8 protein-coding genes are annotated in these 25,615 nt (G+C 63.2%); 1 reads left to right on the top strand and 7 read right to left on the bottom strand.

Features of this window, described 5'->3' with window-relative positions:
* Positions 1-49: 49 nt before the first annotated feature.
* The 7 genes from AC3RCP_RS01905 to AC3RCP_RS01875 form a co-directional block, all read right to left on the bottom strand.
* The gene (locus tag AC3RCP_RS01905) at positions 50-916 is read right to left on the bottom strand and encodes an ABC transporter permease (RefSeq protein ID WP_007928653.1); all 867 of its coding nucleotides are present in this window, start codon (positions 914-916) and stop codon (positions 50-52) included.
* A gap of 20 nt (positions 917-936) precedes the next feature.
* Positions 937-1,797, bottom strand: a complete 861-nt coding sequence (locus tag AC3RCP_RS01900) for an ABC transporter ATP-binding protein (RefSeq protein WP_007928654.1) — start codon at positions 1,795-1,797, stop codon at positions 937-939.
* A 5-nt stretch (positions 1,798-1,802) separates the two neighbouring features.
* Positions 1,803-2,840 carry an ABC transporter substrate-binding protein gene (locus AC3RCP_RS01895; protein ID WP_007928655.1) on the bottom strand — a complete coding sequence of 346 codons (1,038 nt, stop codon included), beginning with the start codon at positions 2,838-2,840 and terminating at the stop codon, positions 1,803-1,805.
* Between the two features lie 27 nt (positions 2,841-2,867).
* Entirely contained in the window at positions 2,868-3,758 is an 891-nt protein-coding gene (locus AC3RCP_RS01890) for a TauD/TfdA dioxygenase family protein (protein WP_492571771.1), read from the bottom strand.
* A gap of 322 nt (positions 3,759-4,080) precedes the next feature.
* Positions 4,081-5,448, bottom strand: coding sequence for an HlyD family type I secretion periplasmic adaptor subunit (locus AC3RCP_RS01885; protein ID WP_007928658.1), 1,368 nt, complete (start codon positions 5,446-5,448; stop codon positions 4,081-4,083).
* Positions 5,438-7,594: a type I secretion system permease/ATPase gene (locus AC3RCP_RS01880; RefSeq protein ID WP_037035296.1), complete on the bottom strand. Its 2,157-nt coding sequence runs from the start codon at positions 7,592-7,594 to the stop codon at positions 5,438-5,440. The genes AC3RCP_RS01885 and AC3RCP_RS01880 overlap by 11 nt, the downstream gene beginning before the upstream one ends.
* A 38-nt stretch (positions 7,595-7,632) precedes the next feature.
* Positions 7,633-8,982 carry a TolC family outer membrane protein gene (locus AC3RCP_RS01875; protein ID WP_007928660.1) on the bottom strand — a complete coding sequence of 450 codons (1,350 nt, stop codon included), beginning with the start codon at positions 8,980-8,982 and terminating at the stop codon, positions 7,633-7,635.
* A gap of 357 nt (positions 8,983-9,339) precedes the next feature.
* Between AC3RCP_RS01875 and AC3RCP_RS01870 the strand changes: the two genes are divergently transcribed.
* On the top strand, positions 9,340-25,581 hold the full coding sequence (locus AC3RCP_RS01870) for a LapA family giant adhesin (protein WP_492571772.1): 16,242 nt from the start codon (positions 9,340-9,342) through the stop codon (positions 25,579-25,581).
* Positions 25,582-25,615 lie beyond the last annotated feature (34 nt).

Raw genomic sequence — 25,615 nt, 5'->3', positions numbered from 1 at the left:
CGTCGAGCGCAGCCTCGCGGGCTCGGCAGCGGCTACGGGCGCTACGGGCTCAGCGTTGCATGCCCCAGCGTTTCACGGTGACCCGCTCCAGGGTGTCGAACACCAGGTTCTCCACCAGCAGGCCGATCAGGATCACCACCGCCAGGCCGGCGAAGACTTTGTCGGTGTACAGCTCGTTGCGGTTCTGGAAGATGTACCAGCCCAGGCCGCCCTTGCCGCTGGTGGCGCCGAACACCAGTTCGGCGGCGATCAGGGTGCGCCAGGCGAAGGCCCAGCCGATTTTCAGGCCGGCGAGGATCGACGGCAGCGCCGCCGGGATCAGGATGAACAGCACGAAGCGCATGCCCTTGAGCCCGTAGTTGCGCCCGGCCATGCGCAGGGTTTCCGAGACCCCGAGAAAGCCGGCGTAGGTATTCAAGGCCAGGGCCCAGAGCACCGAATGCACCAGCACGAAGATCAGGCTGTTCTCCCCCAGGCCGAACCACAGCAGGGCCAGCGGCAACAGGGCGATGGCCGGCAACGGGTTGAACATCGAGGTCAGGGTGCTCAGCAGGTCGCGGCCCACCTGGGTCGACACCGCCAGGGTGGTCAGGGCAAAGGCCAGGGCGATGCCGATCAGGTACCCCTTGAGCAGCACGACCAGGGAGATGCCGACCTTGCCCAGCAGCTCGCCGCTGAGCAGGCCGTCGTACAGCGCGCTGGCGGTCTGCAAAAAGCTCGGTAGCAGCAGGTCGTTGTTCTGGTAGCGGGCCACGGCCTCCCAGAGCAGCGCCAGCACGATCAGGATCAGGCTCTTGCGCAGCCAGCCTTGTTGCCACAGGCGCTGGCCCAGCGGCAACTCACGCTCCAGCGGCACCGCCAGCAAGGGTTCGAGGGCAACTTCGTATTCCTGGCGAACAGGTGATGAATGGCTCATCGGGCGTTCCTCTTAAAGGCTCAATAAGCGATACGGATATCGGTGAAATCCAGCTCGCGCTCGGTTTCCGGCGACTGGCCTTCGTCGAACAGCAGCCGGTGGATGCGCCGCGCCGTCTGCTGGAACGCCACGCCGCCGAGGCTTTGCAGGTCGTACTGATGGCTGTGGATTTCCGCCCGCACCCGCCCCGGGTGGGGCGACAGCAGCAGGATGCGATTGCCCACCACCAGCGCTTCCTCGATGGAGTGGGTGACGAACAGCAGGGTGAAGCGCACCTCTTCCCAGAGCAGCAGCAACTCCTCCTGCATCTTGCGCCGGGTCAAGGCATCGAGGGCGGCGAAGGGTTCGTCCATCAGCAGGATCTTCGGCTGCATCGCCAGGGCGCGTGCTATCGCCACCCGCGCCTTCATGCCGCCGGACAGGGTGTGCGGGTAGGCGTCGGCAAACGCCGCCAGGCCGACCTTGTCCAGGTAGTGCAGCGCGCGCTCCTCGGCCTCGCGACGGTTGAGGGTGTTCGACGCCAGCAGCGGGAACATCACGTTCTGTTTCACGGTTTTCCACGGCGGCAGCTGGTCGAACTCCTGGAACACCACGATCCGGTCCGGCCCCGGCTGGCTGACCCGCTGTCCTTGCAGGCGAATCTCGCCCTCGCAGGGCTGGATGAAGCCGGCGACCGCCTTGAGCAGGGTCGACTTGCCGCAGCCCGAGGGCCCGAGCAGGACGAAACGGTCGGCGGGATCGATTTCGAAACTGACCTGGTGGGTGGCCCGCACCACGCGCTGCGGGGTGCGGTATTCCAGGCTGACCTGGTCGACCGCCAGCAGCGCCTGGGCCGCCGTGGTCGGGTTGCTGGCCGTGTGGCCTTGCAAGGGGGCGTTCATGGCGATCAGCTCCCTTGCAGCGGCGTGGTGTCCTGGAAGAAGTAGTCCTTCCACGATTGCGGCTTGTTCTTGATCGCGCCCACGCGGTAGAGGAATTCAGCCAGCGGGTAGGTGTTTTTCGGGGTGACGGTGAATTCGAACTGCGGGTTGTCGATGATTTTCAGCAAGGCTTCGCGGTCGATCTTGGCCTTGGTCACGCGGATGTAGGTATCCGCCGCCGCGCCCTTGTCCTTCTGGGCGAAGTTGGCGGCCTCGGCCAGCGCCTCGACGAAAGCCTTGTAGGTTTTCGGGTTCTCGCTGCGGAATTTCTCGGTGGCGAACAGCACGGTCGGCGAGTTCGGACCCAGCAGGTCGTAGGTATTGAGCACCACATGCACATTCGGGTTGGCCAGCGCCTGGTCCTGGAACGGCGGGTTGGAGAAGTGCCCGGTCAGCTCGGTGCCGCCGGCGATCAGCGCCGCCGTGGCGTCCGGGTGTGGAACGGCGATGGTGTACTTGTCCAGGCGATTGAATTCCTTGTCGCCCCATTGCTTGGCCGCCGCGTACTGCAGGAACCGCGACTGCACGGAGACCCCCACCGCCGGCACCGCGATGCGGTCCTTCTCGGTGAAGTCGGCGATGGTCTTGACCTTGGGATTGTTGCTCACCAGGTAGTAAGGGAAGTTGCCCAGCGACGCCACCGCCTTGACGTTCTGCTTGCCGTGGGTGCGGTCCCAGATGGTCAGCAGCGGGCCGACGCCGGCCCCGGCGATGTCGATGGAGCCGGAGAGCAAGGCGTCGTTGACCGCCGCGCCACCGGACAGCTGGGTCCAGTCGACCTTGATGTCGATGCCTTCTTCCTTGCCGTGTTTTTCGATCAGATTCTGGTCGCGCACCACGTTGAGCAGCAGATAGACGATGCCGAACTGTTCGGCGATGCGGATCTCGCCTTCGGCATGGGCCGCCGTCGGCGCGACCAGGCCAGCGGCCAGCAGGCTGAAGCCCAGGCCGATGGCGGCCGCCAGTTTGCCCAGGCGCGGGAGGCGTTGAGTAGGTTGGGACATGGTGTTTCTCCTGCCGTGGGTGGCCGATCAGTAAGGGGCGTCGCCCTGGATGGTGGTGCGATAAAGCTTGCGGCGCAGGTGGCTGGGGCAACCGGCGGCCAGGTGGATCAGCGAGCGGTTGTCCCAGAACACCAGGTCATGGGGCTGCCATGGGTGGCGGTAGATGTTTTCCGGCAGCACGCTGTGGGCGTACAGCTCGGCGAGCAGCTGGCGGCTCTCGTCTTCCGGCAGGCCGACAATGCGGGTGGTGAAGCCTTCGCTGACGAACAGCGCCTTGCGGCCGTTTTCCGGGTGGGTGCGCACGACCGGGTGCACCACTTCCCGGACCTGGGCCAGTTGCTCCGGGGTCAGGGTCGGGCGCCAGTTGCCCTCGAACTTGGTCTCGCTGTAGCGCGCGGTGTAGGAGTGCGCGGCAGAGCGGCCATCGACCGCCTTGCGCAGCGCTTCAGGCAGGCTGTCCCAGGCTTTGTGCATGTCGGCGAACAAGGTGTCGCCACCCTCGGCTGGCAGCTCCTGGGCGTGCAGCATCGAGCCCAGGCTCGGCAGTTCCTTGTAGGAGAGGTCGGAATGCCAGAACTTGCCGGCGTCACCCAGGCCGATGGACTGGCCGTTTTCGATGATGTTGGAAACGATGAGGATTTCCGGGTGCCCGGCCAGCAGGAACTGCTTGAGCACGTGGATCTGCAGCACGCCGAAACGGCGGCTGAAGGCGATCTGTTGTTCGGGGGTGATGCGCTGGTCGCGGAACACCACGACGTGATGATCCAGGTGCGTGCGGTGAATGCGCGCGAAGTCCTGGTCGTTGACCGGCCGGGCCAGGTCCAGGCCGACGATCTCGGCACCGACGGCGCCGCGGAACGGGCGGATATCAAAAGCTTGTGCGGCGATGGGCGCGGCACTTGGAGAGGGTACGGACATAAATCACTCCCACGCAGAGCACGCCCAGTGGCGCGCGCGTCGATCAGAAACTCACGGAGGTCCCGTGTGGGTTCATTTCGTGCGGCGCGCCGATTGGTCGGCAGGTACGCAGGGAGTCGACTTTATAGATATAAGAACTGAACTTTAAATACCGTTAACGAATAACTATATGGCGATTCGGCCGCAAGCCCCAAGGCCGGCACAAGCGCCTGTAGCCGCTGCCGCCAGGCTGCGATCGGCCCCGAAGGGGACGTGACGATTTCAATATCGCTGAAGGCCCTTCGGGCCTTATCGCAGCCTGGCGGCAGCGGCTACAAATGGCTCAACGCTCGTGCAGCGCCTCGGCACGGGCGCGGATGATCGGCTTGAGCAGGTAGCTGAGCACGCTTTTCTTGCCGGTGATGATGTCCACCGAGGCGACCATGCCGGGGATGATCAGCAACGGCTTTTCATCGGTGCCCAGGTGGCTGCGGTCGGTGCGCAACTTGATCACGTAGTAGGTGGTCTTCTTGTCTTCGTCGGTGATGGTGTCGGCGCCGATCTGTTCCAGCTTGGCCTTCAGGCCGCCGTAGATGGTGTAGTCATAGGCGGTGAACTTGACTACTGCTTCCTGCCCCGGGTGCAGGAAGGCGATGTCCTGCGGACGGATCTTCGCTTCCACCAGCAGGGTGTCGTCCAGCGGCACGATCTCCACCATGTCGCTGCCCGGCTGGATCACGCCGCCGATGGTGTTGACCATCAGTTGCTTGACGATGCCGCGCACCGGCGAGGTGACCAGGGTCCGGCTGACCCGGTCCTCCAGGGCCTTGCCGGTGGCGCTGGCCTTGTTCAGTTCGGTGCGCGCCTCGTTGAGCTGGGTCAGGGCTTCGCTGCGGAATTTGCCGCGGGTTTCGTCGACCTTGCGCTGGACTTCCTTGATCGCCGATTCGGCACGGGGAATCGCCAGGGTGGTGGCGTCCAGTTGCCCACGGGTCTCGACTTCGGCGCGCTTGAGCCGCAGCACTTCCACCGGCGACACCGCGCCCTGGGCCACCAGCGGCTCGGACATGGCGATTTCCTGGCGCTGCAGGCTCAGTTGCTGGCGGTACTGCGCCTGCTTGGAGGTGAACTCGCGCAGTTCCTGCTGCTTCTGGATCAGTTGTTCCTGCAGGCCGCCGACTTCGTCGTGCAACTGCTGGCGACGGCTTTCATACAGCGACTTTTCGCTGGCCGCCTGGCCAGGCACGGCGGCCATGGCATCGGCCGGGAAATTCAGTTCGCGGTTGTCGATCTCCGCGCTCAGGCGCTCGACCCGCAGCAGCATCGAAAGGCGATCGGCCTCGGTCTCGCCGACATTGGACTTGAAGCGCGTGTCGTCCAGGCGGATCAGCGGGGCGCCGGCTTCGACGATCTGCCCTTCCTTGACGAACAGTTCGGAGACGATACCGCCTTCCAGGTTCTGGATTTTCTGCACCTTGGACGACGGGATCGCCTTGCCCTCGCCCTTGGTCACTTCGTCGATCACCGCGAAGTTGGCCCACAGCAGCAGGAACAGGAAGAAGCCGATGATGCCCCAGATGGTCAGGCGGATAACCCGCGGCGCATCCTCGATCAGCGCCTTGTTGACCTCGGGCAGGGGTTGGTCGTGCAGCGATTCGGTGCCTTTGAAGTAGCGCAGGATCGAGTCTTTGAAACCGGATTTAAGCAACACTGATCTGCCCCTTCTTCAACGCTTCCATCACGACTGCTTTCGGCCCGTCGGCGAGGATCTGCCCGCGGTCGATCACCAGCAGGCGATCCACCAGCGACAGCAGCGAGGCACGGTGGGTGACCAGCACCACGGTCTTGGCTTCCACCACGGCTTGCAGGCGTTGTTTCAAGCGTTCTTCACCCGTGTTGTCCATGGCGCTGGTCGGTTCGTCGAGCAGCAGGATCGGCGGGTTGAGCAGCAGGGCCCGGGCCAGGGCGACGTTCTGCCGTTGGCCGCCGGAGAGGTTCTGCCCGCGCTCGCCGACCTGCAGTTCGTAACCCTGCGGGTGCAAGCGGGCGAACTCGTGGACGCCGGCCAGTTCGGCGGCCTGCAGCACCAGTTCGTCTTCGACGTAACGGGCGCCGGAGGTCAGGTTGTCACGCAGGGTGCCGGCCAGCAGCTGGATGTCCTGGGCCACATAACCGATGTTGTGGCGCAATTCGCTGACGTCGATCTGCCGGATGTCCACGCCGTCCACCAGCAAGGCGCCGGAGTCCGGGGCATACAGGCCCACCAGCAGCTTGGCCAGGGAGCTCTTGCCCGAGCCGCTGCGGCCGATGATGCCGATCTTCTCGCCCGGCTTGACCACCAGGTTGATGTTCTTCAACGCCGGGTTCTGCTGCCCCGGGTAGGTGAAATTCAGCTGCCGGCATTCGATGGCGCCCTGCAGCACGTTGCGGCTCAGGGGGCGCTCGTCGAAGTTGCGCTCCTGGGGCAGCTCCATCATCTGGTCGACCGAGGTCATGGTCACCCGCGCCTGCTGGTAGCGGGTCAGCAGGCCGGACAACGAGGCCAGCGGGCTGAGGGCGCGGCCGCTGAGCATGTAGCAGGCGATCAGCCCGCCCATGCTCAGGTTGCCGTCGATGATCTGGTACACGCCGAAGACGATCATGATCACCCCGGCCAGCTGCTGGATCAGCAGGGTGATGTTCATCGCCAGGCTGGAGAGCATCTTCACCCGCAACTCGAGACGGCCCAGGGTGCCAATGGTCTGTTCCCACTGGTACTGGCGTTCGCTTTCAGCGTTGTTGACCTTCACCGCGTCCAGCCCGGCCAGGGTCTCGATCAGGCTCGACTGGCGCTCGGCGCCCAAGGCCATGGTTTTTTCCATGGTGGCGATCAGCGGTTTCTGCAGGGCATAGCCGATGCCCAGGGCAATCGGGAAGGCCAGCACCGGAATCCACACCAGGTGCCCGCCGAGGATCGCGATCACCAGGAAGATCAGCAGGGTGAACGGCAGGTCGATCAGGCTGGTTAGGGTCAGCGAGGCGAGGAAGTCGCGCAGGCTCTGGAACTCGTGGATGTTCTGGGCAAAGCTGCCGACCCGCGCCGGCCGGTACTTCATGGCCATGCCGACGATGCGCTCGAACAGCGTGGCCGAGATGATCAGGTCGGTCTTCTTGCCGGCCAGGTCCAGGCACAGGCTGCGCAGACTCTTGAGAATCAGGTCGAACAGGTAGGCGCCAGTGATGCCGATGGCCAGCACCCACAGGGTGGCGGCGGCCTGGTTGGGGACCACGCGATCGTAGACGTTCATCACGAACAGCGGCGCGGCCATGGCAATGACGTTGATCAGCAGGCTGGCGGCGATGGCGTCGGCGTACAGCCAGCGCGAACGCTTCAAGGTGTCGCGGAACCAGGAGCGGGCGCGAGGAATCAGCGAGCCGTGGTTGACGTCGAATTTGTGTTGGGGCTGGGCGAAGAACACTTGCCCGCTGTAGTCGTCGGCCAGCATCTGGCGACTGACGCTGACCTCGCCGCCGTCGCTCTCGCTGAGCAGCAGGCGGGCCTTGTCCTCGCCCTGCCAGCCGAGCAGGACGGCGCTGCGGCCGTCCTTGAGCAAGAGCATGGCCGGCATGGCGATGGCAGGAATCTGCTCCAGCTTGCGCCGCAGCAAACGCCCCTGCAGGCCGGCGCGAGCGGCGGCGCGCGGCAGCAACTCGGCGCTCAGGCGCTGGGAGGGTAAAGGCAGGCCGGTGGTCAGCATGGCCGCGCTGGCCGGCTTCTGATGCAAGGAGCACAGGGTTAGCAGGGCATCCAGCAGCGGGTCGTCATGCATGCCGCGTGGATCATGGCTAAGTTGCACTCGACTGACTTCTGATTCCACGCTCGGCACTCTTTAACTGTCTATTGGATGAAAAGTACTCAATTCATCCCAGGCAGTTGGACCTTGGGCTTCACATCGTTCTGCACGACGGAAGCCATGGGTGCGACCACTCCCTGGCTCTTGAGCAATTCGCCCATGGTCGCCTTGATTCGATATTGAGTAAATAACTGAATGTTCTTGATTTCCGCCAAACGACGCGAGGCGGTGAACAGTTCATTCTCGCTATCGAGCAAGTCGAGCAAAGTGCGCTCGCCCAAACTGAATTGCTTCTGATACGCCTCACGCACGCTGGCGCTGCGATCGACATATTGCTGGGCGATCGGCACTTGCGCATTGGCGTTGTTCAAGGCGTTCCACGCCAAGCCTAGCTCTTCATTCAGAACACGCAGGGCGTTGTTACGAATATCCAGCGCCTGGGTGGACTGATAGGCCTTGGATTCCAGGTCGGCCTTGTTGCTGCCGCCGGCGAACAGGTTGAAGCGCATACGCAGCATGGCCTGCCATTCGTTGTTGTGGCCGTCGATGCCGTCCAGGTTGTTGTCGGCAGTACGCCCAAGCTCGGCATCGAAGCGCGGGTAGAAGGTCGACTTGGCGGCTTCGTACTGCTTCTCGGCGGCGACGATGTCGGATTCGGCCGAGCGCAGGATCGGGCTGTTTTCCAGCATCTGGCGCTGGGCTTCGTCGAGGCTGGCCGGCAGCAGGGCCATGAAGCCGACCGGGCGCTCCAGCTGATCCGGCATCTGGCCGACGGCGCTGAGGTAGTTGGTCTGGGCATCGGCCAGGTTGGTCTGTTCGGTGATCAGGTTGTTGCGCGCCTGGGCCATGCGCGCTTCCGCCTGGTCGAGGTCGGCGCGGCTGCCGACGCCGCGCTGGGTGCGCAGCTGGATCTGATCGTAGATGCGCTCGTGATTGCGCATGTTGTCTTCGGCCAGGCGCACGAACTCGCGCCGGGTCAGCACATCCAGGTACACCTGGGCCACGGTCAGCGCGGTGCGCTCGGAAGTGCCCAGCAACGAGTACGCCCGGGAATTGACGGTGGCTTGTTGACGCCCCACCTCGCTGGAGGTGGCAAAACCGTCAAAAACCATTTGCTGGAGACGTAAACTTGACTCGCTACGGTTCAGCGTCTCCCAGTGATTGCTCGATCCTGCACGGGTGGTCGGGCTGTCGGTGCCTTCACGACCATAACCGCCCAGCAAATCGACCCGCGGCAAATAGCCGCCCTTGGCCGCTTTGAGCTGGTAATCGGCTGCCAGGCGGCTATTCACCGCGGCCTGGATTTCCGGATGGACATCCAGCGCTTTCTGCATGGCTTCGGGCAGGGTTTGTGCTTGGGCGAAACTGGCGGCGAGTACGAAGGGTAAGGCTTTGAACAACTGCGGACGCATAGAGGGGTTCCCAGGACTTCTTGTCCCAAATCACAGCAAAACGAGGCGCTGCATCGGATGATGGCAACCGGAATGACCGTATATCGGAAAGTTCAAACCATGAACTGGGTCACACACTTTTAGACAGGTCGCCGCATGAATATCAATGTGACATTACCTTGACGATTGTTTAGGATGACACTCAGAAGGTCAATAGTTTGGCATATGGTTAATAGCAAAAAAATATAGCCAATTTATTGACAAATATTCGCGTCAAAATCACGTGTTTCTACACTCTGAAGAACGTCCAGACTGCGTCGGCGTATGCCCGTCAGGAACATGGAAGTCTACTGAACGGTACCCCCCGGAGAATCCTCAATGAGCAGTGTTGTTGCTACCGTCAAAAGCATTGTTGGCCAAGTTTTCGTCGTATCCCCGGAAGGGGTTCGCCGCGTACTCGTTGAGGGTGATCGCCTGTACGTAGGCGACCAGGTCGATACCGGCCTGGCGGGCGCCGTCAGCCTGGAACTGGCCGATGGCCGGACCCTGGACCTGGGTCGCGAAACGCAATGGAGCGGCAGTGCTCCGGACTCCAGCACCGACCTGGCCGAGGCCGCCGAGCAAGCTGCGCCGTCAGTCGCTGAGCTGCAGCAGGCAATCGTCGCCGGCGCGGACCCGACTACCGAGCTGGAAGCCACCGCGGCCGGCCCGACCGCCGCGGGTACCGGCGGCGCTGCGGGCGGCGGCCACAGCTTCGTGATGCTCGACGCCACGGCAGGCCGAGTCGACCCGACCATCGGCTTCCCGACCGTGGGCCTCGGCGCGGCGGGCACCGCGGCGCAAGACACCACCGGTGCGCTGACCACCAATGACAGCAGCACTACCACCGAGATCCTGCGCGACTCGACCCTGAGCCTGAGCGCAACCCCGACCATTACCGAAGCCGGCGGCGTACTGGTGTACACCGCCACGCTGACCCAGGCACCGCTGACGGGCCTGACCATCACCCTGTCCAACGGTTCGGTGATCGTGATTCCGGCCGGGCAACTGACCGGCACCGTCAACGTGCCGCTGGCACCGAACGACACCGTCTACAACGACCCGAAAGAGATCAGCGTGGGCGTCACCGGCACCACCGGCGGCGGTGGCCTGGTCGTGACCGTAGACCCGACGCCAGCCGTCACCCAGGTCACGGACACCGTGGACACCACCACCGTGACCCTGACCGCGGGCTCCAGCGTGACCGAGGGTGGCCAGATCACCTACACCGCGACCCTGACCAACCCGGCGCAGACCCCGGTCACCGTGACCCTGTCCAATGGCTCGACCATCACCATCGACGCCGGCCAGACTGTCGGCACCGTAGTGGTCGACACCCCGCCGAACGACGTCTACAACAATGGCAGCACCGTCAGCACCAGCATTACCGGGACTACCGGCGGCAACTTCGAGAACCTGGTGCCGAACCCGACGCCGGCGGTGACCACCATCACCGACTCGCCGGACACCACCGGCCTGACCCTGACCGCCAACGGCACCGTCGTCGAAGGCGGCCAGATCACCTACACCGCGACCCTGACCAACCCGGCACAGACGCCGGTCACCGTGACCCTGTCCAACGGCTCGATCATCACCATCGACGCCGGCCGGACCGTCGGCACCGTGGTGGTCGATACCCCGGCCAATGACGTCTACAACAACGGCAGCACGGTCAGCACCAGCATTACCGGCACCACTGGCGGCAACTTCGAGAACCTGGTGCCAAGCACCACGCCGGCGGTGACCACCATCACCGACTCGCCGGATGCCACCGGCCTGACCCTGTCGGCCACCGGCAGCGTGGTGGAGGGTGCCCAGATCACCTACACCGCGACCCTGACCAACCCCGCGCAGACGCCGGTCACCGTGACCCTGTCCAACGGTTCGACCATCACCATCGACGCCGGTAAAACCACCGGCACCGTGGTGGTCGATACCCCGGCCAACGACGTCTACAACAACGGCAGCACGGTCAGCACCAGCATTACCGGGGCCACCGGCGGCAACTTCGAGAACCTGGTGCCGAGCACCACGCCGGCACAGACCACCGTGACCGATTCGGTGGACAACACCGGCCTGAGCCTGACCTCCACCGGCACCGTCGTCGAAGGTGGCCAGATCACCTACACCGCGACCCTGACCAACCCGGCGCAAACCCCGGTTACCGTGACCCTGTCCAATGGCTCGACCATCGTGATCGAGGCCGGCAAAACCGTCGGCACCGTGGTGGTCGATACCCCGGCCAATGACGTCTACAACAACGGCAGCACAGTCAGCACCAGCATTACCGGCGCCACCGGTGGCAACTTCGAACAACTGACGCCCGACACCACGCCGGCGCAAACCACCATCACCGACTCCGTGGACGACACCGGCCTGAACCTGTCGGCCAGTGGTTCGGTCGCCGAAGGCGGCTCGATCGTCTACACCGCCACCCTGACCAACCCGGCCGGCACGCCGGTCACCGTGACCCTGAGCAACGGCGCCGTGATTACTATTGCCGCCGGTGCAACTACGGGTTCGGTGAGCGTTGCCGCGCCCGCCGACGACGTCTACAAGGACGCCGGCAAGGTCGAAGCGACTATCCAGGACGCCACTGGCGGCAACTTCGAAAACCTGGTGCCAAGCACCACGCCGGCGGTGACGGACATCACCGACACCATCGACACCTCTACTGTTTCGCTGACCGCGACGCCGTCCGTGGCCGAAGGCGGCACCGTGGTTTACACCGCCTCCGTGACCGCCCCAGTGACTGGTTCGCCTGTTGTGGTGACCCTGTCCAACGGCCAGACCATCACCATTCCAGTGGGTGAATCCTCCGGTACCGTCAATATCACGGCACCGAACGATGCCCTGGCCGGCGGCAGCTCCCTGAGCGCGACCATCACTGGCGCCACCGGTGGCAACTACGAGAAGTTGGATGTCGACGGCAAGCCTGCCGAGACCTCGGTTACTGATACTCCGGATACCACCAACCTGAGCCTGACAGCGACTGACACCGTCGCTGAAGGCGGTTCGATCGTTTACACCGCTACCCTGACTAACGCTGCCGGTACTCCGGTGACCGTAACCCTGTCGAACGGCGCGGTGATTACTATCGCTGCCGGCGCTACTACTGGTTCCGTCACCGTCGCAGCGCCTGCTGACGATGTGTACAAGGATGCTGGCAAGGTTGAAGTCAGTATCAAAGAAACTACTGGCGGTAATTTCGAGAACCTGGTTCCGAGCACTACCCCGGCCGTGACTGATATCACTGACACCATCGATACCTCGACCGTCAGCCTGACCGCGACGCCTAGCGTTGCTGAAGGTGGAGCTGTCGTTTACACCGCTTCCGTAACGGCTCCAGTGACCGGCTCGCCAGTAGTCGTAACCCTGTCCAACGGACAAACCATCACCATCCCGGTCGGCGAATCGTCCGGCACCGTGAACTTCACGGCACCAAACGATGCCCTGGCCGGCGGTAGCTCCCTGAGCACCACCATCACCGGCGCTACCGGCGGGAACTATGAAAAACTCGATGTCGACAGCAAACCTGCCGACACCTCGGTTACCGATACTCCGGATACCACTACCCTCAGCCTGACTGCGACCGACACTGTTGCTGAAGGCGGTTCGATCGTTTATACGGCCACCTTGACCAACGCCGCGGGCACACCTGTGACTGTGACCTTGAGCAACGGTGCCGTGATTACTATCGCTGCCGGTGCTACTACCGGTTCCGTCACCGTCGCAGCACCTGCTGACGATGTGTATAAGGACGCTGGCAAGGTTGAAGTCAGTATCAAAGAAACTACTGGCGGCAACTTCGAGAACCTGGTTCCGAGCACTACCCCAGCTGTGACTGATGTCACCGATACCATCGACACCAGTACCGTTTCGCTGACTGCTACTCCGTCCGTAGCCGAAGGCGGCACCGTGGTTTACACCGCGTCCGTGACCGCCCCAGTGACCGGTTCGCCGGTAGTGGTAACCCTGTCGAATGGCCAGACCATCACCATTCCGGTCGGCGAGTCGTCGGGCACCGTGAACTTCACCGCACCAAACGACGCCCTGGCGGGCGGTAGCTCCCTGAGCACTACCATCACCGGTGCCACCGGTGGCAACTACGAGAAGCTGGACGTCGACGGTAAGCCTGCCGAGACCTCGGTGACCGATACTCCGGATACCACTACCCTCAGCCTGACTGCGACCGATACCGTCGCCGAGGGTGGGTCCATTGTTTACACCGCGACCCTCACCAACGCTGCGGGCACACCTGTAACCGTGACCTTGAGCAACGGCGCGGTGATCACCATCGCCGCCGGCGCAACCACGGGCTCCGTGACCGTGGCCGCACCGGCCGATGACGTCTACAAGGACGCCGGCAAGGTTGAAGTCAGCATCAAAGATGCTGCAGGCGGCAACTTCGAGAACCTGGTTCCGAGCACCATCCCAGCGGTCACCGATGTCACTGACACCATCGACACCAGCACTGTTTCACTGACCGCTACGCCGTCTGTGGCTGAAGGCGGCACCGTGGTTTACACCGCGTCCGTGACCGCGCCAGTGACCGGTTCGCCAGTCGTGGTGACCCTGTCCAACGGCCAGACCATCACCATTCCGGTCGGCGAGTCCTCCGGCACCGTCAATATCACGGCACCTAACGATGCCATCGCGGGCGGCAGTTCCCTGAGCGCGACCATTACCGGTGCAACGGGCGGTAACTACGAGAAGCTGGACGTTGACGGCAAGCCTGCCGAGACTTCGGTTACCGATACCCCGGACACTACCAACCTGACCCTCAGCGCCACCGACACCGTCGCTGAAGGCGGTTCGATCGTTTACACCGCGACGCTGACCAATGCGGCCGGCACGCCGGTAACCGTGACCTTGAGCAACGGTGCGGTGATCACTATCGCTGCCGGTGCGACCACCGGCTCTGTGACCGTCGCCGCCCCTGCGGATGACGTTTACAAAGATGCCGGTAAAGTCGAAGTCAGCATCAAAGAGACTGCTGGCGGCAACTTCGAGAGCCTGGTGCCGAGCACCACCCCAGCAGTCACCGATGTCACTGACACCATCGACACCAGCACTGTTTCGCTGACAGCCACTCCATCTGTGGCAGAAGGCGGCACCGTGGTTTATACCGCCTCCGTGACCGCTCCAGTAACCGGCTCTCCGGTCGTGGTCACTCTGTCCAACGGCCAGACCATCACCATCCCTGTAGGCGAATCGTCCGGCACCGTGAACTTCACCGCGCCAAACGATGCCCTGGCAGGCGGTAGTTCCCTGAGCACCACGATCACCGGTGCAACGGGTGGCAACTACGAGAAGCTCGATGTCGACAGCAAACCTGCCGACACCTCGGTTACCGATACTCCGGATACCACTACCCTCAGCCTGACTGCGAGCGATACCGTCGCCGAGGGTGGTTCGATCGTTTATACGGCCACCCTGACCAACGCCGCAGGCACACCTGTGACTGTGACCTTGAGCAACGGTGCGGTGATCACTATCGCTGCCGGTGCGACCACCGGCTCTGTGACCGTCGCCGCCCCTGCTGACGATGTGTATAAGGACGCTGGCAAGGTTGAAGTCAGTATCAAGGATGCCGCTGGTGGCAACTTCGAGAACCTTGTTCCGAGCACCACGCCTGCGGTCACCGACGTGACTGACACCATCGATACGTCGACCGTCAGCCTGACCGCTACGCCTAGCGTTGCTGAAGGCGGCATCGTGGTTTACACCGCCTCCGTAACGGCTCCGGTCACTGGTTCGCCTGTCGTTGTCACTCTGTCGAATGGCCAGACCATTACCATTCCTGTGGGCGAGTCCTCCGGCACCGTAAACTTCGTCGCCCCGAACGACGCCCTGGCTGGCGGCAGCTCTTTGAGCACCACCATCACCGGCGCAACGGGCGGTAATTATGAAAAACTCGATGTGGATAGCAAACCAGCTGACACCTCGGTGACCGATACCCCAGATACCACCAATCTGACCCTCAGCGCGACAGACACTGTGGCTGAAGGCGGTTCGATCGTTTACACCGCGACCCTGACCAATGCCGCTGGCACTCCGGTGACCGTGACCCTGTCGAACGGCGCAGTAATCACCATTGCTGCCGGCGCCACCACTGGCTCCGTCACCGTCGCGGCTCCAGCTGATGATGTGTACAAGGATGCGGGCAAAGTCGAAGTCAGTATCAAAGAGACCGCTGGCGGTAATTTCGAGAACCTGGTGCCAAGCACCACTCCGGCGGTGACCGATGTCACCGACACTATCGACACCAGCACCGTTTCGCTGACCGCTACTCCGTCTGTTGCTGAAGGTGGCATTGTCGTTTACACCGCCTCCGTGACCGCGCCGGTTACTGGTTCGCCTGTAGTCGTCACTTTGTCCAACGGCCAGACCATCACTATTCCTGTAGGTGAATCGTCCGGCACCGTGAACTTCACCGCTCCAAACGATGCCCTGGCGGGCGGTAGCTCCCTGAGCACCACCATCACCGGCGCTACCGGCGGCAACTACGAGAAGCTGGATGTTGATAGCAAGCCAGCGGACACCTCGGTTACCGATACCCCGGACACCACCACTCTGAGCCTGACAGCGACTGATACCGTCGCCGAAGGTGGTTCGATCGTTTATACGGCCACCTTGACCAATGCCGCCGGCACGCCGGTAACCGTGACTCTGTCGAACGGTGCAATCATCACCATCGCAGCCGGTGCGACCATGGGCTCTGTGACCGTCGCGGCTCCAGCCGATGACGTCTACAAAGATGCCGGTAAAGTCGAAGTCAGCATCAAGGATGCTGCAGGCGGTAACTTCGAAAACCTGGTACCAAGCACTACCCCAGCTGTGACTGATGTCACCGATACCATCGACACCAGTACCGTTTCGCTGACTGCTACTCCGTCCGTGGCAGAAGGCGGCACCGTGGTTTACACCGCGTCCGTGACCGCCCCAGTGACCGGTTCGCCGGTAGTGGTAACCCTGTCGAATGGCCAGACCATCACCATTCCGGTCGGCGAGTCGTCGGGCACCGTGAACTTCACCGCACCAAACGACGCCCTGGCGGGCGGTAGCTCCCTGAGCACTACCATCACCGGTGCCACCGGTGGCAACTACGAGAAGCTGGACGTCGACGGTAAGCCTGCCGAGACTTCGGTTACCGATACCCCGGACACTACCAACCTGACCCTCAGCGCCACAGATACCGTGGCCGAGGGTGGTTCGATCGTTTACACCGCGACTCTGACCAATGCGGCCGGCACGCCTGTGACCGTGACCTTGAGCAACGGTGCGGTGATCACCATCGCCGCCGGCGCAACCACGGGCTCCGTGACCGTGGCCGCACCGGCCGATGACGTCTACAAGGACGCCGGCAAGGTCGAAGTCAGCATCAAAGATGCTGCAGGCGGCAACTTCGAGAACCTGGTGCCGAGCACCACCCCAGCCGTTACTGACGTCACCGACACCATCGATACGTCGACCGTCAGCCTGACCGCCACTCCTAGCGTCGCCGAGGGTGGCACCGTGGTTTACACCGCGTCGGTCACCGCTCCAGTGACTGACTCGCCTGTTGTGGTGACCTTGTCCAATGGACAGACCATCACTATTCCAGTGGGTGAGTCTTCCGGCACCGTGAACTTCACCGCACCAAACGACGCCCTGGCCGGTGGCAGCTCTCTGAGCACCACCATCACCGGTGCCACCGGTGGCAACTACGAAAAACTCGACGTTGATAGCAAACCAGCTGAAACCTCGGTTACCGACACCCCTGACACCACCAATCTGAGCCTGACAGCGACTGACACTGTCGCTGAAGGGGGTTCGATCGTTTACACCGCTACCCTGACCAATGCCGCGGGCACTCCGGTGACCGTGACCCTGAGCAACGGCGCGGTGATCACCATCGCCGCCGGCGCAACCACGGGCTCCGTGACCGTGGCCGCACCGGCCGATGACGTCTATAAAGACGCTGGCAAGGTTGAAGTCACCATCAAGGACGCCGCTGGCGGTAATTTCGAGAACCTGGTGCCAAGCACTACTCCGGCTGTGACTGACGTCACCGACACCATCGATACGTCGACCGTCAGCCTGACCGCGACGCCTAGCGTTGCTGAAGGTGGAGTTGTCGTTTACACCGCCTCCGTAACCGCGCCGGTTACTGGCTCGCCAGTTGTGGTCACTCTGTCCAACGGCCAGACCATCACCATTCCGGTGGGTGAATCGTCCGCTACCGTGAACTTCACGGCACCAAACGATGCCCTGGCTGGCGGCAGCTCTCTGAGCACCACCATCACCGGCGCTACTGGCGGCAACTACGAGAAGCTGGACGTTGACGGTAAGCCTGCCGAGACCTCGGTTACCGATACCCCGGACACTACCAACCTGACCCTCAGCGCCACAGATACCGTGGCCGAGGGTGGTTCGATCGTTTACACCGCGACTCTGACCAATGCGGCCGGCACGCCTGTGACCGTGACCTTGAGCAACGGTGCGGTGATCACTATCGCTGCCGGTGCGACCACCGGCTCTGTGACCGTCGCAGCCCCGGCTGACGATGTGTACAAGGATGCCGGCAAAGTCGAAGTCAGCATCAAAGATGCTGCAGGCGGCAACTTCGAGAACCTGGTTCCGAGCACCATCCCAGCGGTCACCGATGTCACTGACACCATCGACACCAGCACTGTTTCACTGACCGCTACGCCGTCTGTGGCTGAAGGCGGTGTTGTGGTTTACACCGCCTCCGTGACTGCGCCGGTTACTGGCTCGCCAGTTGTGGTCACTCTGTCCAACGGTCAGACCATCACCATTCCGGTGGGCGAGTCGTCCGGTACCGTGAACTTCACCGCACCAAACGACGCCCTGGCAGGCGGTAGCTCCTTGAGCACCACCATCACTGGTGCCACCGGCGGCAACTACGAGAAGCTGGATGTTGATAGCAAGCCAGCGGACACCTCGGTGACCGATACACCGGACACCACCAACCTGACCCTCAGCGCGACCGATACTGTGGCTGAAGGCGGTTCGATCGTTTACACCGCGACCCTGACCAATGCCGCTGGCACTCCGGTAACCGTGACCCTGTCGAACGGTGCCGTAATCACTATTGCTGCTGGTGCTACCACAGGTTCCGTCACCATCGCGGCGCCAGCTGACGACGTTTACAAAGATGCGGGCAAGGTCGAAGCAACCATCAAGGACACCACCGGTGGCAACTTCGAGAATCTCGTTCCGAGCACTACTCCAGCCGTTACTGACGTCACTGACACCATCGATACTTCGACTGTCAGCCTGACCGCGACGCCTAGTGTTGCTGAAGGGGGCGTTGTCGTTTACACCGCGTCCGTGACTGCGCCAGTGACTGGCTCGCCAGTCGTGGTAACCCTGTCGAATGGCCAGACCATCACCATCCCGGTCGGCGCCAGCAGCGGTACCGTGAATTTCGTCGCGCCTAACGACGCACTGGCGGGCGGCAGCTCTCTGAGCACCACCATCAAGGAAGCTACCGGTGGTAATTACGAGAAGCTGGACGTTGATAGCAAACCTGCCGAAACCTCGGTGACCGACACCCCGGACACTACTACTCTGAGCCTGACGGCGACTGACACCGTCGCCGAAGGTGGATCGATCGTTTACACCGCAACCCTGACCAATGCAGCCGGCACGCCGGTAACCGTGACCTTGTCGAACGGTGCCGTAATCAACATTGCCGCCGGTGCAACCACAGGCTCCGTCACCGTCGCTGCTCCAGCTGATGATGTGTACAAGGATGCCGGCAAGGTCGAAGTGACCATCCAGACCGCCACTGGCGGCAACTTCGAAAACCTGGTGCCGAGCACTACGCCGGCGGTGACCGACGTCACCGATACCATCGATACCTCAACTGTCAGCCTGACCGCCACGCCGTCCGTGGCTGAAGGTGGCGTGGTGGTGTACACCGCCTCCGTGACCGCTCCAGTAACCGGTTCGCCGGTTGTAGTGACCCTGTCCAACGGCCAGACCATCACCATCCCGGTGGGTGAGTCGTCCGGCACCGTGAACTTCACTGCGCCGAACGATGCCCTGGCCGGCGGTAGCTCCTTGAGCACCACCATCACTGGTGCCACCGGTGGCAACTACGAAAAACTCGACGTTGATAGCAAACCAGCTGAAACCTCGGTTACCGACACCCCTGACACCACCAATCTGAGCCTGACAGCGACCGACACTGTCGCTGAAGGTGGTTCGATCGTTTACACCGCTACCCTGACCAATGCCGCGGGCACTCCGGTGACCGTGACCCTGAGCAATGGCGCGGTGATCACCATCGCCGCCGGCGCAACCACGGGCTCCGTGACCGTCGCAGCGCCTGCTGACGATGTATACAAGGATGCCGGCAAGGTCGAAGCGACCATTCAGGACGCCACCGGTGGCAACTTTGAAAACCTGGTGCCGAGCACCACGCCGGCAGTGACTGACGTCACTGATACTATCGATACCTCGACCGTCAGCCTGACCGCTACTCCTAGCGTCGCCGAAGGCGGCACCGTGGTTTACACCGCCTCCGTGACTGCTCCGGTCACCGGCTCGCCGGTCGTCGTCACCCTTTCCAACGGCCAGACCATCACCATTCCGGTCGGCGCCAGCAGTGGTACTGTGAACTTCGTCGCACCTAACGATGCCTTGGCCGGCGGCAGCTCTCTGAGCACCACCATCAAGGACGCTACGGGTGGCAACTACGAGAAGCTGGCTATCGACAGCAAGCCGGCTGATACCTCGGTCATCGATACTCCGGATACCACCACCCTCAGCCTGGCTGCGACCGATACCGTGGCAGAAGGCGGTTCGATCGTTTATACGGCCACCCTGACCAATGCCGCTGGTACGCCAGTGACCGTCACTCTGAGCAACGGCGCGGTGATTACTATTGCCGCCGGTGCAACTACGGGTTCCGTGACCGTGGCCGCTCCAGCCGATGACGTCTATAAAGACGCCGGCACCGTGCAAGCCACGATCCAGACCGCCACCGGCGGTAACTTCGAAAACCTGGTACCAAGCACTACCCCAGCTGTGACTGATGTCACCGATACCATCGACACCAGTACCGTTTCGCTGACCGCTACTCCGTCCGTGGCAGAAGGCGGCACCGTGGTTTACACCGCGTCCGTGACCGCTCCAGTAACCGGTTCGCCGGTTGTGGTGACCCTGTCCAACGGCCAGACCATCACCATCCCGGTGGGTGAGTCGTCCGGCACCGTGAACTTCACTGCGCCAAATGACGCACTGGTCGGCGGCAGTTCCCTGAGCACCGCCATCACTGGCGCAACGGGCGGCAACTACGAAAAACTCGATGTCGACAGCAAGCCTGCTGACACCTCGGTTACCGATACCCCGGACACCACCAACCTGACCCTCAGCGCCACCAACACCGTGGCCGAGGGCGGATCGATCGTCTACACCGCCACCCTGACCAACGCCGCGGGCACTCCGGTGACCGTGACCCTGAGCAACGGCGCGGTGATCAACATCGCCGCCGGTGCCACCACCGGCACCGTGACCGTGGCCGCTCCAGCGGACGATGTGTACAAAGACGCCGGCACCGTGCAAGCCACCATCCAGACCGCCACCGGCGGCAACTTCGAGAATCTGGTACCTAGCACTGCACCGGCGGTGACCAACGTCACCGACACCATCGACACCTCGACCGTCAGCCTCACCGCGACTTCGAATGTGGCCGAAGGCGGCACCGTGGTTTACACCGCGTCGGTCACCGCTCCAGTAACCGGTTCGCCGGTCGTGATCACTCTGTCCAATGGCCAGACCATCACCATTCCGGTCGGCGCCAGCAGCGGTACCGTGAATTTCGTGGCGCCTAACGATGCCTTGGCGGGTGGCAGCTCCCTGAGCACCACCATCACCAACGCCACCGGCGGCAACTACGAAAAACTGGCGGTCGACAGCAATCCGGCCAACACCACGGTCACCGATACGCCGGACACCACGTCCCTGACCCTCAGCGCCACCAACACCGTGGCCGAGGGCGGATCGATCGTCTACACCGCCACCCTGACCAACGCCGCGGGCACTCCGGTGACCGTGACCCTGAGCAACGGCGCGGTGATCAACATCGCCGCCGGCGCCACCACTGGCACCGTGACCGTGGCCGCTCCAGCGGACGATGTGTACAAAGACGCCGGCACCGTGCAAGCCACCATCCAGACCGCCACCGGCGGCAACTTCGAGAATCTGGTACCTAGCACTGCACCGGCTGTGACCAACGTCACCGACACCATCGACACCTCGACCGTCAGCCTGAAGGCGACGCCGTCGGCGGTCGAAGGCGGCGCCGTGACCTACACCGCCACCGTGACCTCGCCGGTCACCGGCAGCCCGGTCGTGGTGACCCTGGCCAATGGCGAGAAGATCACCATCGCGGTCGGCCAGACCACCGGGTCGGTGAGCATCACCGCGCCTAACGATGTCCTGGTTGGCCACACGCCACTGAGCAACTCGATCAGCACCGTCAGCGGCGGCAACTTCGAGAACCTGGTGGCCGACAAGACGCCGGTCAGCACCACCGTGACCGACACCCCGGACACCACCAACCTGTCGCTCAGCGCCACCAGCACCGTGGCCGAAGGCGGTTCGATCGTCTACACCGCGACCCTGACCAACGCCACCGGCACGGCCATGACCGTGACCCTGAGCAACGGCGCGGTGATCAACATCGCCGCCGGCGCCACCAGCGGCAGCGTGACCGTGGCCGCGCCGAGCGACGATGTGTACATCGACGCCGGCAACGTCAGCGCCAGCATCGCCAGCACCACCGGCGGCAACTTCGAGAACCTGGTGCCAAGCACCACGCCGGCCGTGACCAGCGTCACCGACACCATCAATACCACCACTGTGAGCATCAACGGCAGCACCTCGGTCACCGAAGGCCAGGCCGCGACCTACACCGTCAGCCTGACCAGCCCGGCGCAAACCGAGGTCACCCTGAAGATCAGCTACAGCGGCACCGCCGCCGACGGCTCGGACTTCACCGGCGTGTACACCGTGAAGATCCCGGCGGGTTCCAGCAGCGCCAGCTTCAACGTCGCCACCCTCGACGACAAGATCACCGAGAGTACGGAAAACTTCGTGGTCAAGATCGACTCGGCCACTGGCGGCAACTTCGAGAACCTGGTGGTCAGCGGCACCAATGGCAGCGTCACCACCTCGATCATCGACAACGATGCGCCACCGGTCCTCGACCTGGATGCCAACAACTCCAGCGGCGCCACCGGGGCCGACTACAAGGTGACCTTCACCGAAGGCACCAGCGGCCCAGGCGTGTCCATTGGCGATACCGACCTGTCGATCACCGACCCGGACAGCACGATGCTGACCGGCGCCACCATCGTGCTGACCAACCGTCAGCCGGGCGACTCGCTGAACCTGGGTAACAGCGTCAACGGCATCACCATCAATGCCAACAGCCAGGCGGGCACCATCACCCTGACCCTGTCCGGCAATGCGACGCTGGCCGACTACATGCAGCAGATCAAGAACATCACCTTCACCAACAACAGTGAGGACCCGAGCACCACGCCGCGGACCATCACCGTGACGGTGACCGATGGCAGCAACTACTCCAACGTCGCCACCACCACGGTCAACGTGGTGGCGGTGAACGACGCGCCAGTGGCCACCGGCGGCGCCGTGACCGGCACCGAAGACACCGCCCTGACCCTGACCTGGGCCACCTTCGGCGTCAGCGACGTGGACAGCCCTGCGGCCAGCCTCGGGGTGAAAATCACCCAGTTGCCGGGCGACGGCAAGCTGCAGTACCTCGACGGCTCGACCTGGAAGGACGTGGCCAGCAACCAGACCTTCAGCAAGGCCGATATCGACGCCGGCAAGCTGCGCTTCACCCCGGATGCCAACGAGTCGGGTGTCGACGGCTACAACGGCAGCGGCGTGGGCAACCAGCAGGCCGACTACGCGCAGATCAAGTTCCAGCCAACCGACGGCCAGGCCCTGGGTACCACCGGCACCGTGAAGATCGACATCACTCCGGTGGCCGATGCGCCGACCCTGGGCGTGGCGAGCAACAGCGTGAACTCCATCGGCCTGCTCAAGGAGTCCTGGAGCAGCCTCAGCGGCCTGGGCACCAACGGCAACGGCATCACCGGCGATGCGCTGAAAAACGTCTTCAACAACTCCGGCAACCCGACCAGCAGCACGACGGTGACCAATGCCCAGTCCGACGCCAGCGTGGCCGGCGGCAGCGGCTCGAAAACCTCCGGCCTGATCTACCTCGAAGCCGGCAAGACCTACAGCTTCAGCGGTGTCGGCGACGACAGCCTGCTGATCACCATCGGCGGCAAGAACGTGGCCACCGCGACCTGGGGGGCCGGTGGCAGCATCAGCGGTTCGTTCACCCCGACCACCAGCGGCTACTACACCCTGGACATCTACCACGCCAACCAGAGCGGCCCGGGCAGCTATGACGTCAACCTGTCAGTCAATGGCAGCACACCGGTCGACCTGAGCAACGCCAACATCCCGATGTACCCGAGCGAAACCGCGCTGAACAATGCCGGCGTAACCCTTTCCGAGCTGCACGGCAGCAACGGCGAGGGCTACTACGACGGCTACAAGCTCAACGAGGGTGCCGAAGGTGGCAGCGTCAAGCTGTCGAAGATCACCACCGCCCTGACCGATACCGACGGCTCGGAAAGCCTGAGCGTGAAGATCGGCGGCATTCCGGCCGGTTCGGTGCTCAGCGATGGCGCCGGTCATACCTTCACCGCGGGCGGCAGCGTCAGCGAAGTCAATGTCACCGGCTGGAACCTGGGTACGCTGACCCTTACCCCGCCGTCGCACTACAGCGGCTCGTTCAACCTGACCGTGACCTCGACCTCCACCGAGTCCCTGGGCGGCTCGGCCAGCAGCACCGCGCAGATCCCGGTCACGGTGTACCCGGCAACCTACAGCGCCAGCGTCGCCACGGCGGGCGACGACAACTTCGTCGGCACCGAGGGCAACGACATCATGGTCGCCGACGTCGCCGGCCTGAACGTGGTGCAAGGCAAGAACTACAACATCGCGTTCATGGTCGACAGCTCCGGCAGCATGAGCGATACCTCGCTCAACGCCGCCAAGAACTCGCTGACCACGGTGTTCAACACCCTGAAAAACAGCCTGGGCAGCAGCACCTCGGGCACCGTGAATATCTTCCTGGCGGACTTCGATACCCAGGTCAACAAGCAGGTTTCGGTAAACCTCAACGATCCGAACGCCCTGACCCAGCTCAAGGCGATTCTGGACAGCATGGCGTCCGGCGGCGGCACCAACTACGAGGACGTGTTCAAGACCACGGCCAACTTCTTCCTGAGCAGCGCGGCCACCAGCAATACCAACGCCACCAACCTGACGTACTTCATCACCGACGGCAAACCGACGTACTACCAGTCCGGCGAGCAGACCAACCCGATCCTGTACGGCAGCGTCAGGCTCGATAACGTGATCACTACCAGCAACTATCAGCTGGGCGATACCGTCCGGCTGCAACCGGACAGCACGCACCTGATCGATATCAACAGCAGCGGCAGCGTCACGGTATGGACGCAGGCCTGGGGCAGCTGGTCCAGTTACAACGCTGGCACCCTGCATGCCCAGGGCGATGGCACCTATGAACTGTCCAGCCTGGGCGGCGCGGGCAGCTACACCAACAACGCCACCACCACCAACTCCACCAGCGGCTTCGCCCTGCTGAGCAACCTGTCGCAGGTGGAAGCGATCGGCCTGAACAACGACGTCAGCCTCAACGACCTGCGGCCGTACGACACCGACAGCACCCCACAGACCAATATCGACCCGTCGAACCTGGCCGACGCTATCCTCGGCCATACCGAAGCGACCATGCCGGGAGCCGACACGGTCAACGGCGGCAACGGCAACGACATCATCTTCGGCGACCTGGTGAGCTTCAACGGCATCGCCGGCGAGGGCTACCAGGCCATGCAGGCCTTCGTGGCGCAGAAGACCGGCGTGGCCGCGAGCAGCGTCACCACCAGCAACGTGCACCAGTACATCACCGAGCACTACACCGACTTCGATGTGTCCGGGGCCCATGACGGCAATGACACGCTGCTGGGCGGCGCCGGCAACGACATCATCTTCGGCCAGGGTGGCAACGACCTGCTCGACGGTGGCAAGGGCAACGACATCCTGTTGGGCGGTACCGGCAACGACACGCTGATCGGTGGCGCGGGCAATGACATCCTGATCGGCGGCTCGGGTGCCGACACCTTCGTCTGGAAGGCCGGCGACACCGGCAATGACGTGATCAAGGACTTCAAGGCCAGCGAAGGCGACCGTATCGACCTGCGGGACCTGTTGCAGGGCGAGAGCGCCAGTACCATCGACAACTTCCTGAAGATCACCACAGTGGACGGTACCTCGACCCTGCAGGTCAGTTCCGAAGGCAAGCTCAACGCGGCCGGCGGCATTGCCAACGCGGACGTGACGATCAAGCTGGAGGGCAACAACTGGTCCAACACCAACATCAACTCGCTGATCGCCGGTAGCGACCCGACCATCAAGATCGATCACAACAACAGCTGATCCACGGTCGACCGGCCACCCGTCCTGGGTGGCC

Source organism: Pseudomonas sp. GW822-FHT05A08 (assembly GCF_058800485.1).
This window is presented reverse-complemented; position numbering and strand designations above follow the sequence as displayed.

Coding starts and splice junctions, on each gene's coding strand:
- AC3RCP_RS01905 (WP_007928653.1), bottom strand. CDS start 916: ATGAGCCATTCATCACCTGTTCGCCAGGAATACGAAGTTGCCCTCGAA.
- AC3RCP_RS01900 (WP_007928654.1), bottom strand. CDS start 1,797: ATGAACGCCCCCTTGCAAGGCCACACGGCCAGCAACCCGACCACGGCG.
- AC3RCP_RS01895 (WP_007928655.1), bottom strand. CDS start 2,840: ATGTCCCAACCTACTCAACGCCTCCCGCGCCTGGGCAAACTGGCGGCC.
- AC3RCP_RS01890 (WP_492571771.1), bottom strand. CDS start 3,758: ATGTCCGTACCCTCTCCAAGTGCCGCGCCCATCGCCGCACAAGCTTTT.
- AC3RCP_RS01875 (WP_007928660.1), bottom strand. CDS start 8,982: ATGCGTCCGCAGTTGTTCAAAGCCTTACCCTTCGTACTCGCCGCCAGT.
- AC3RCP_RS01870 (WP_492571772.1), top strand. CDS start 9,340: ATGAGCAGTGTTGTTGCTACCGTCAAAAGCATTGTTGGCCAAGTTTTC.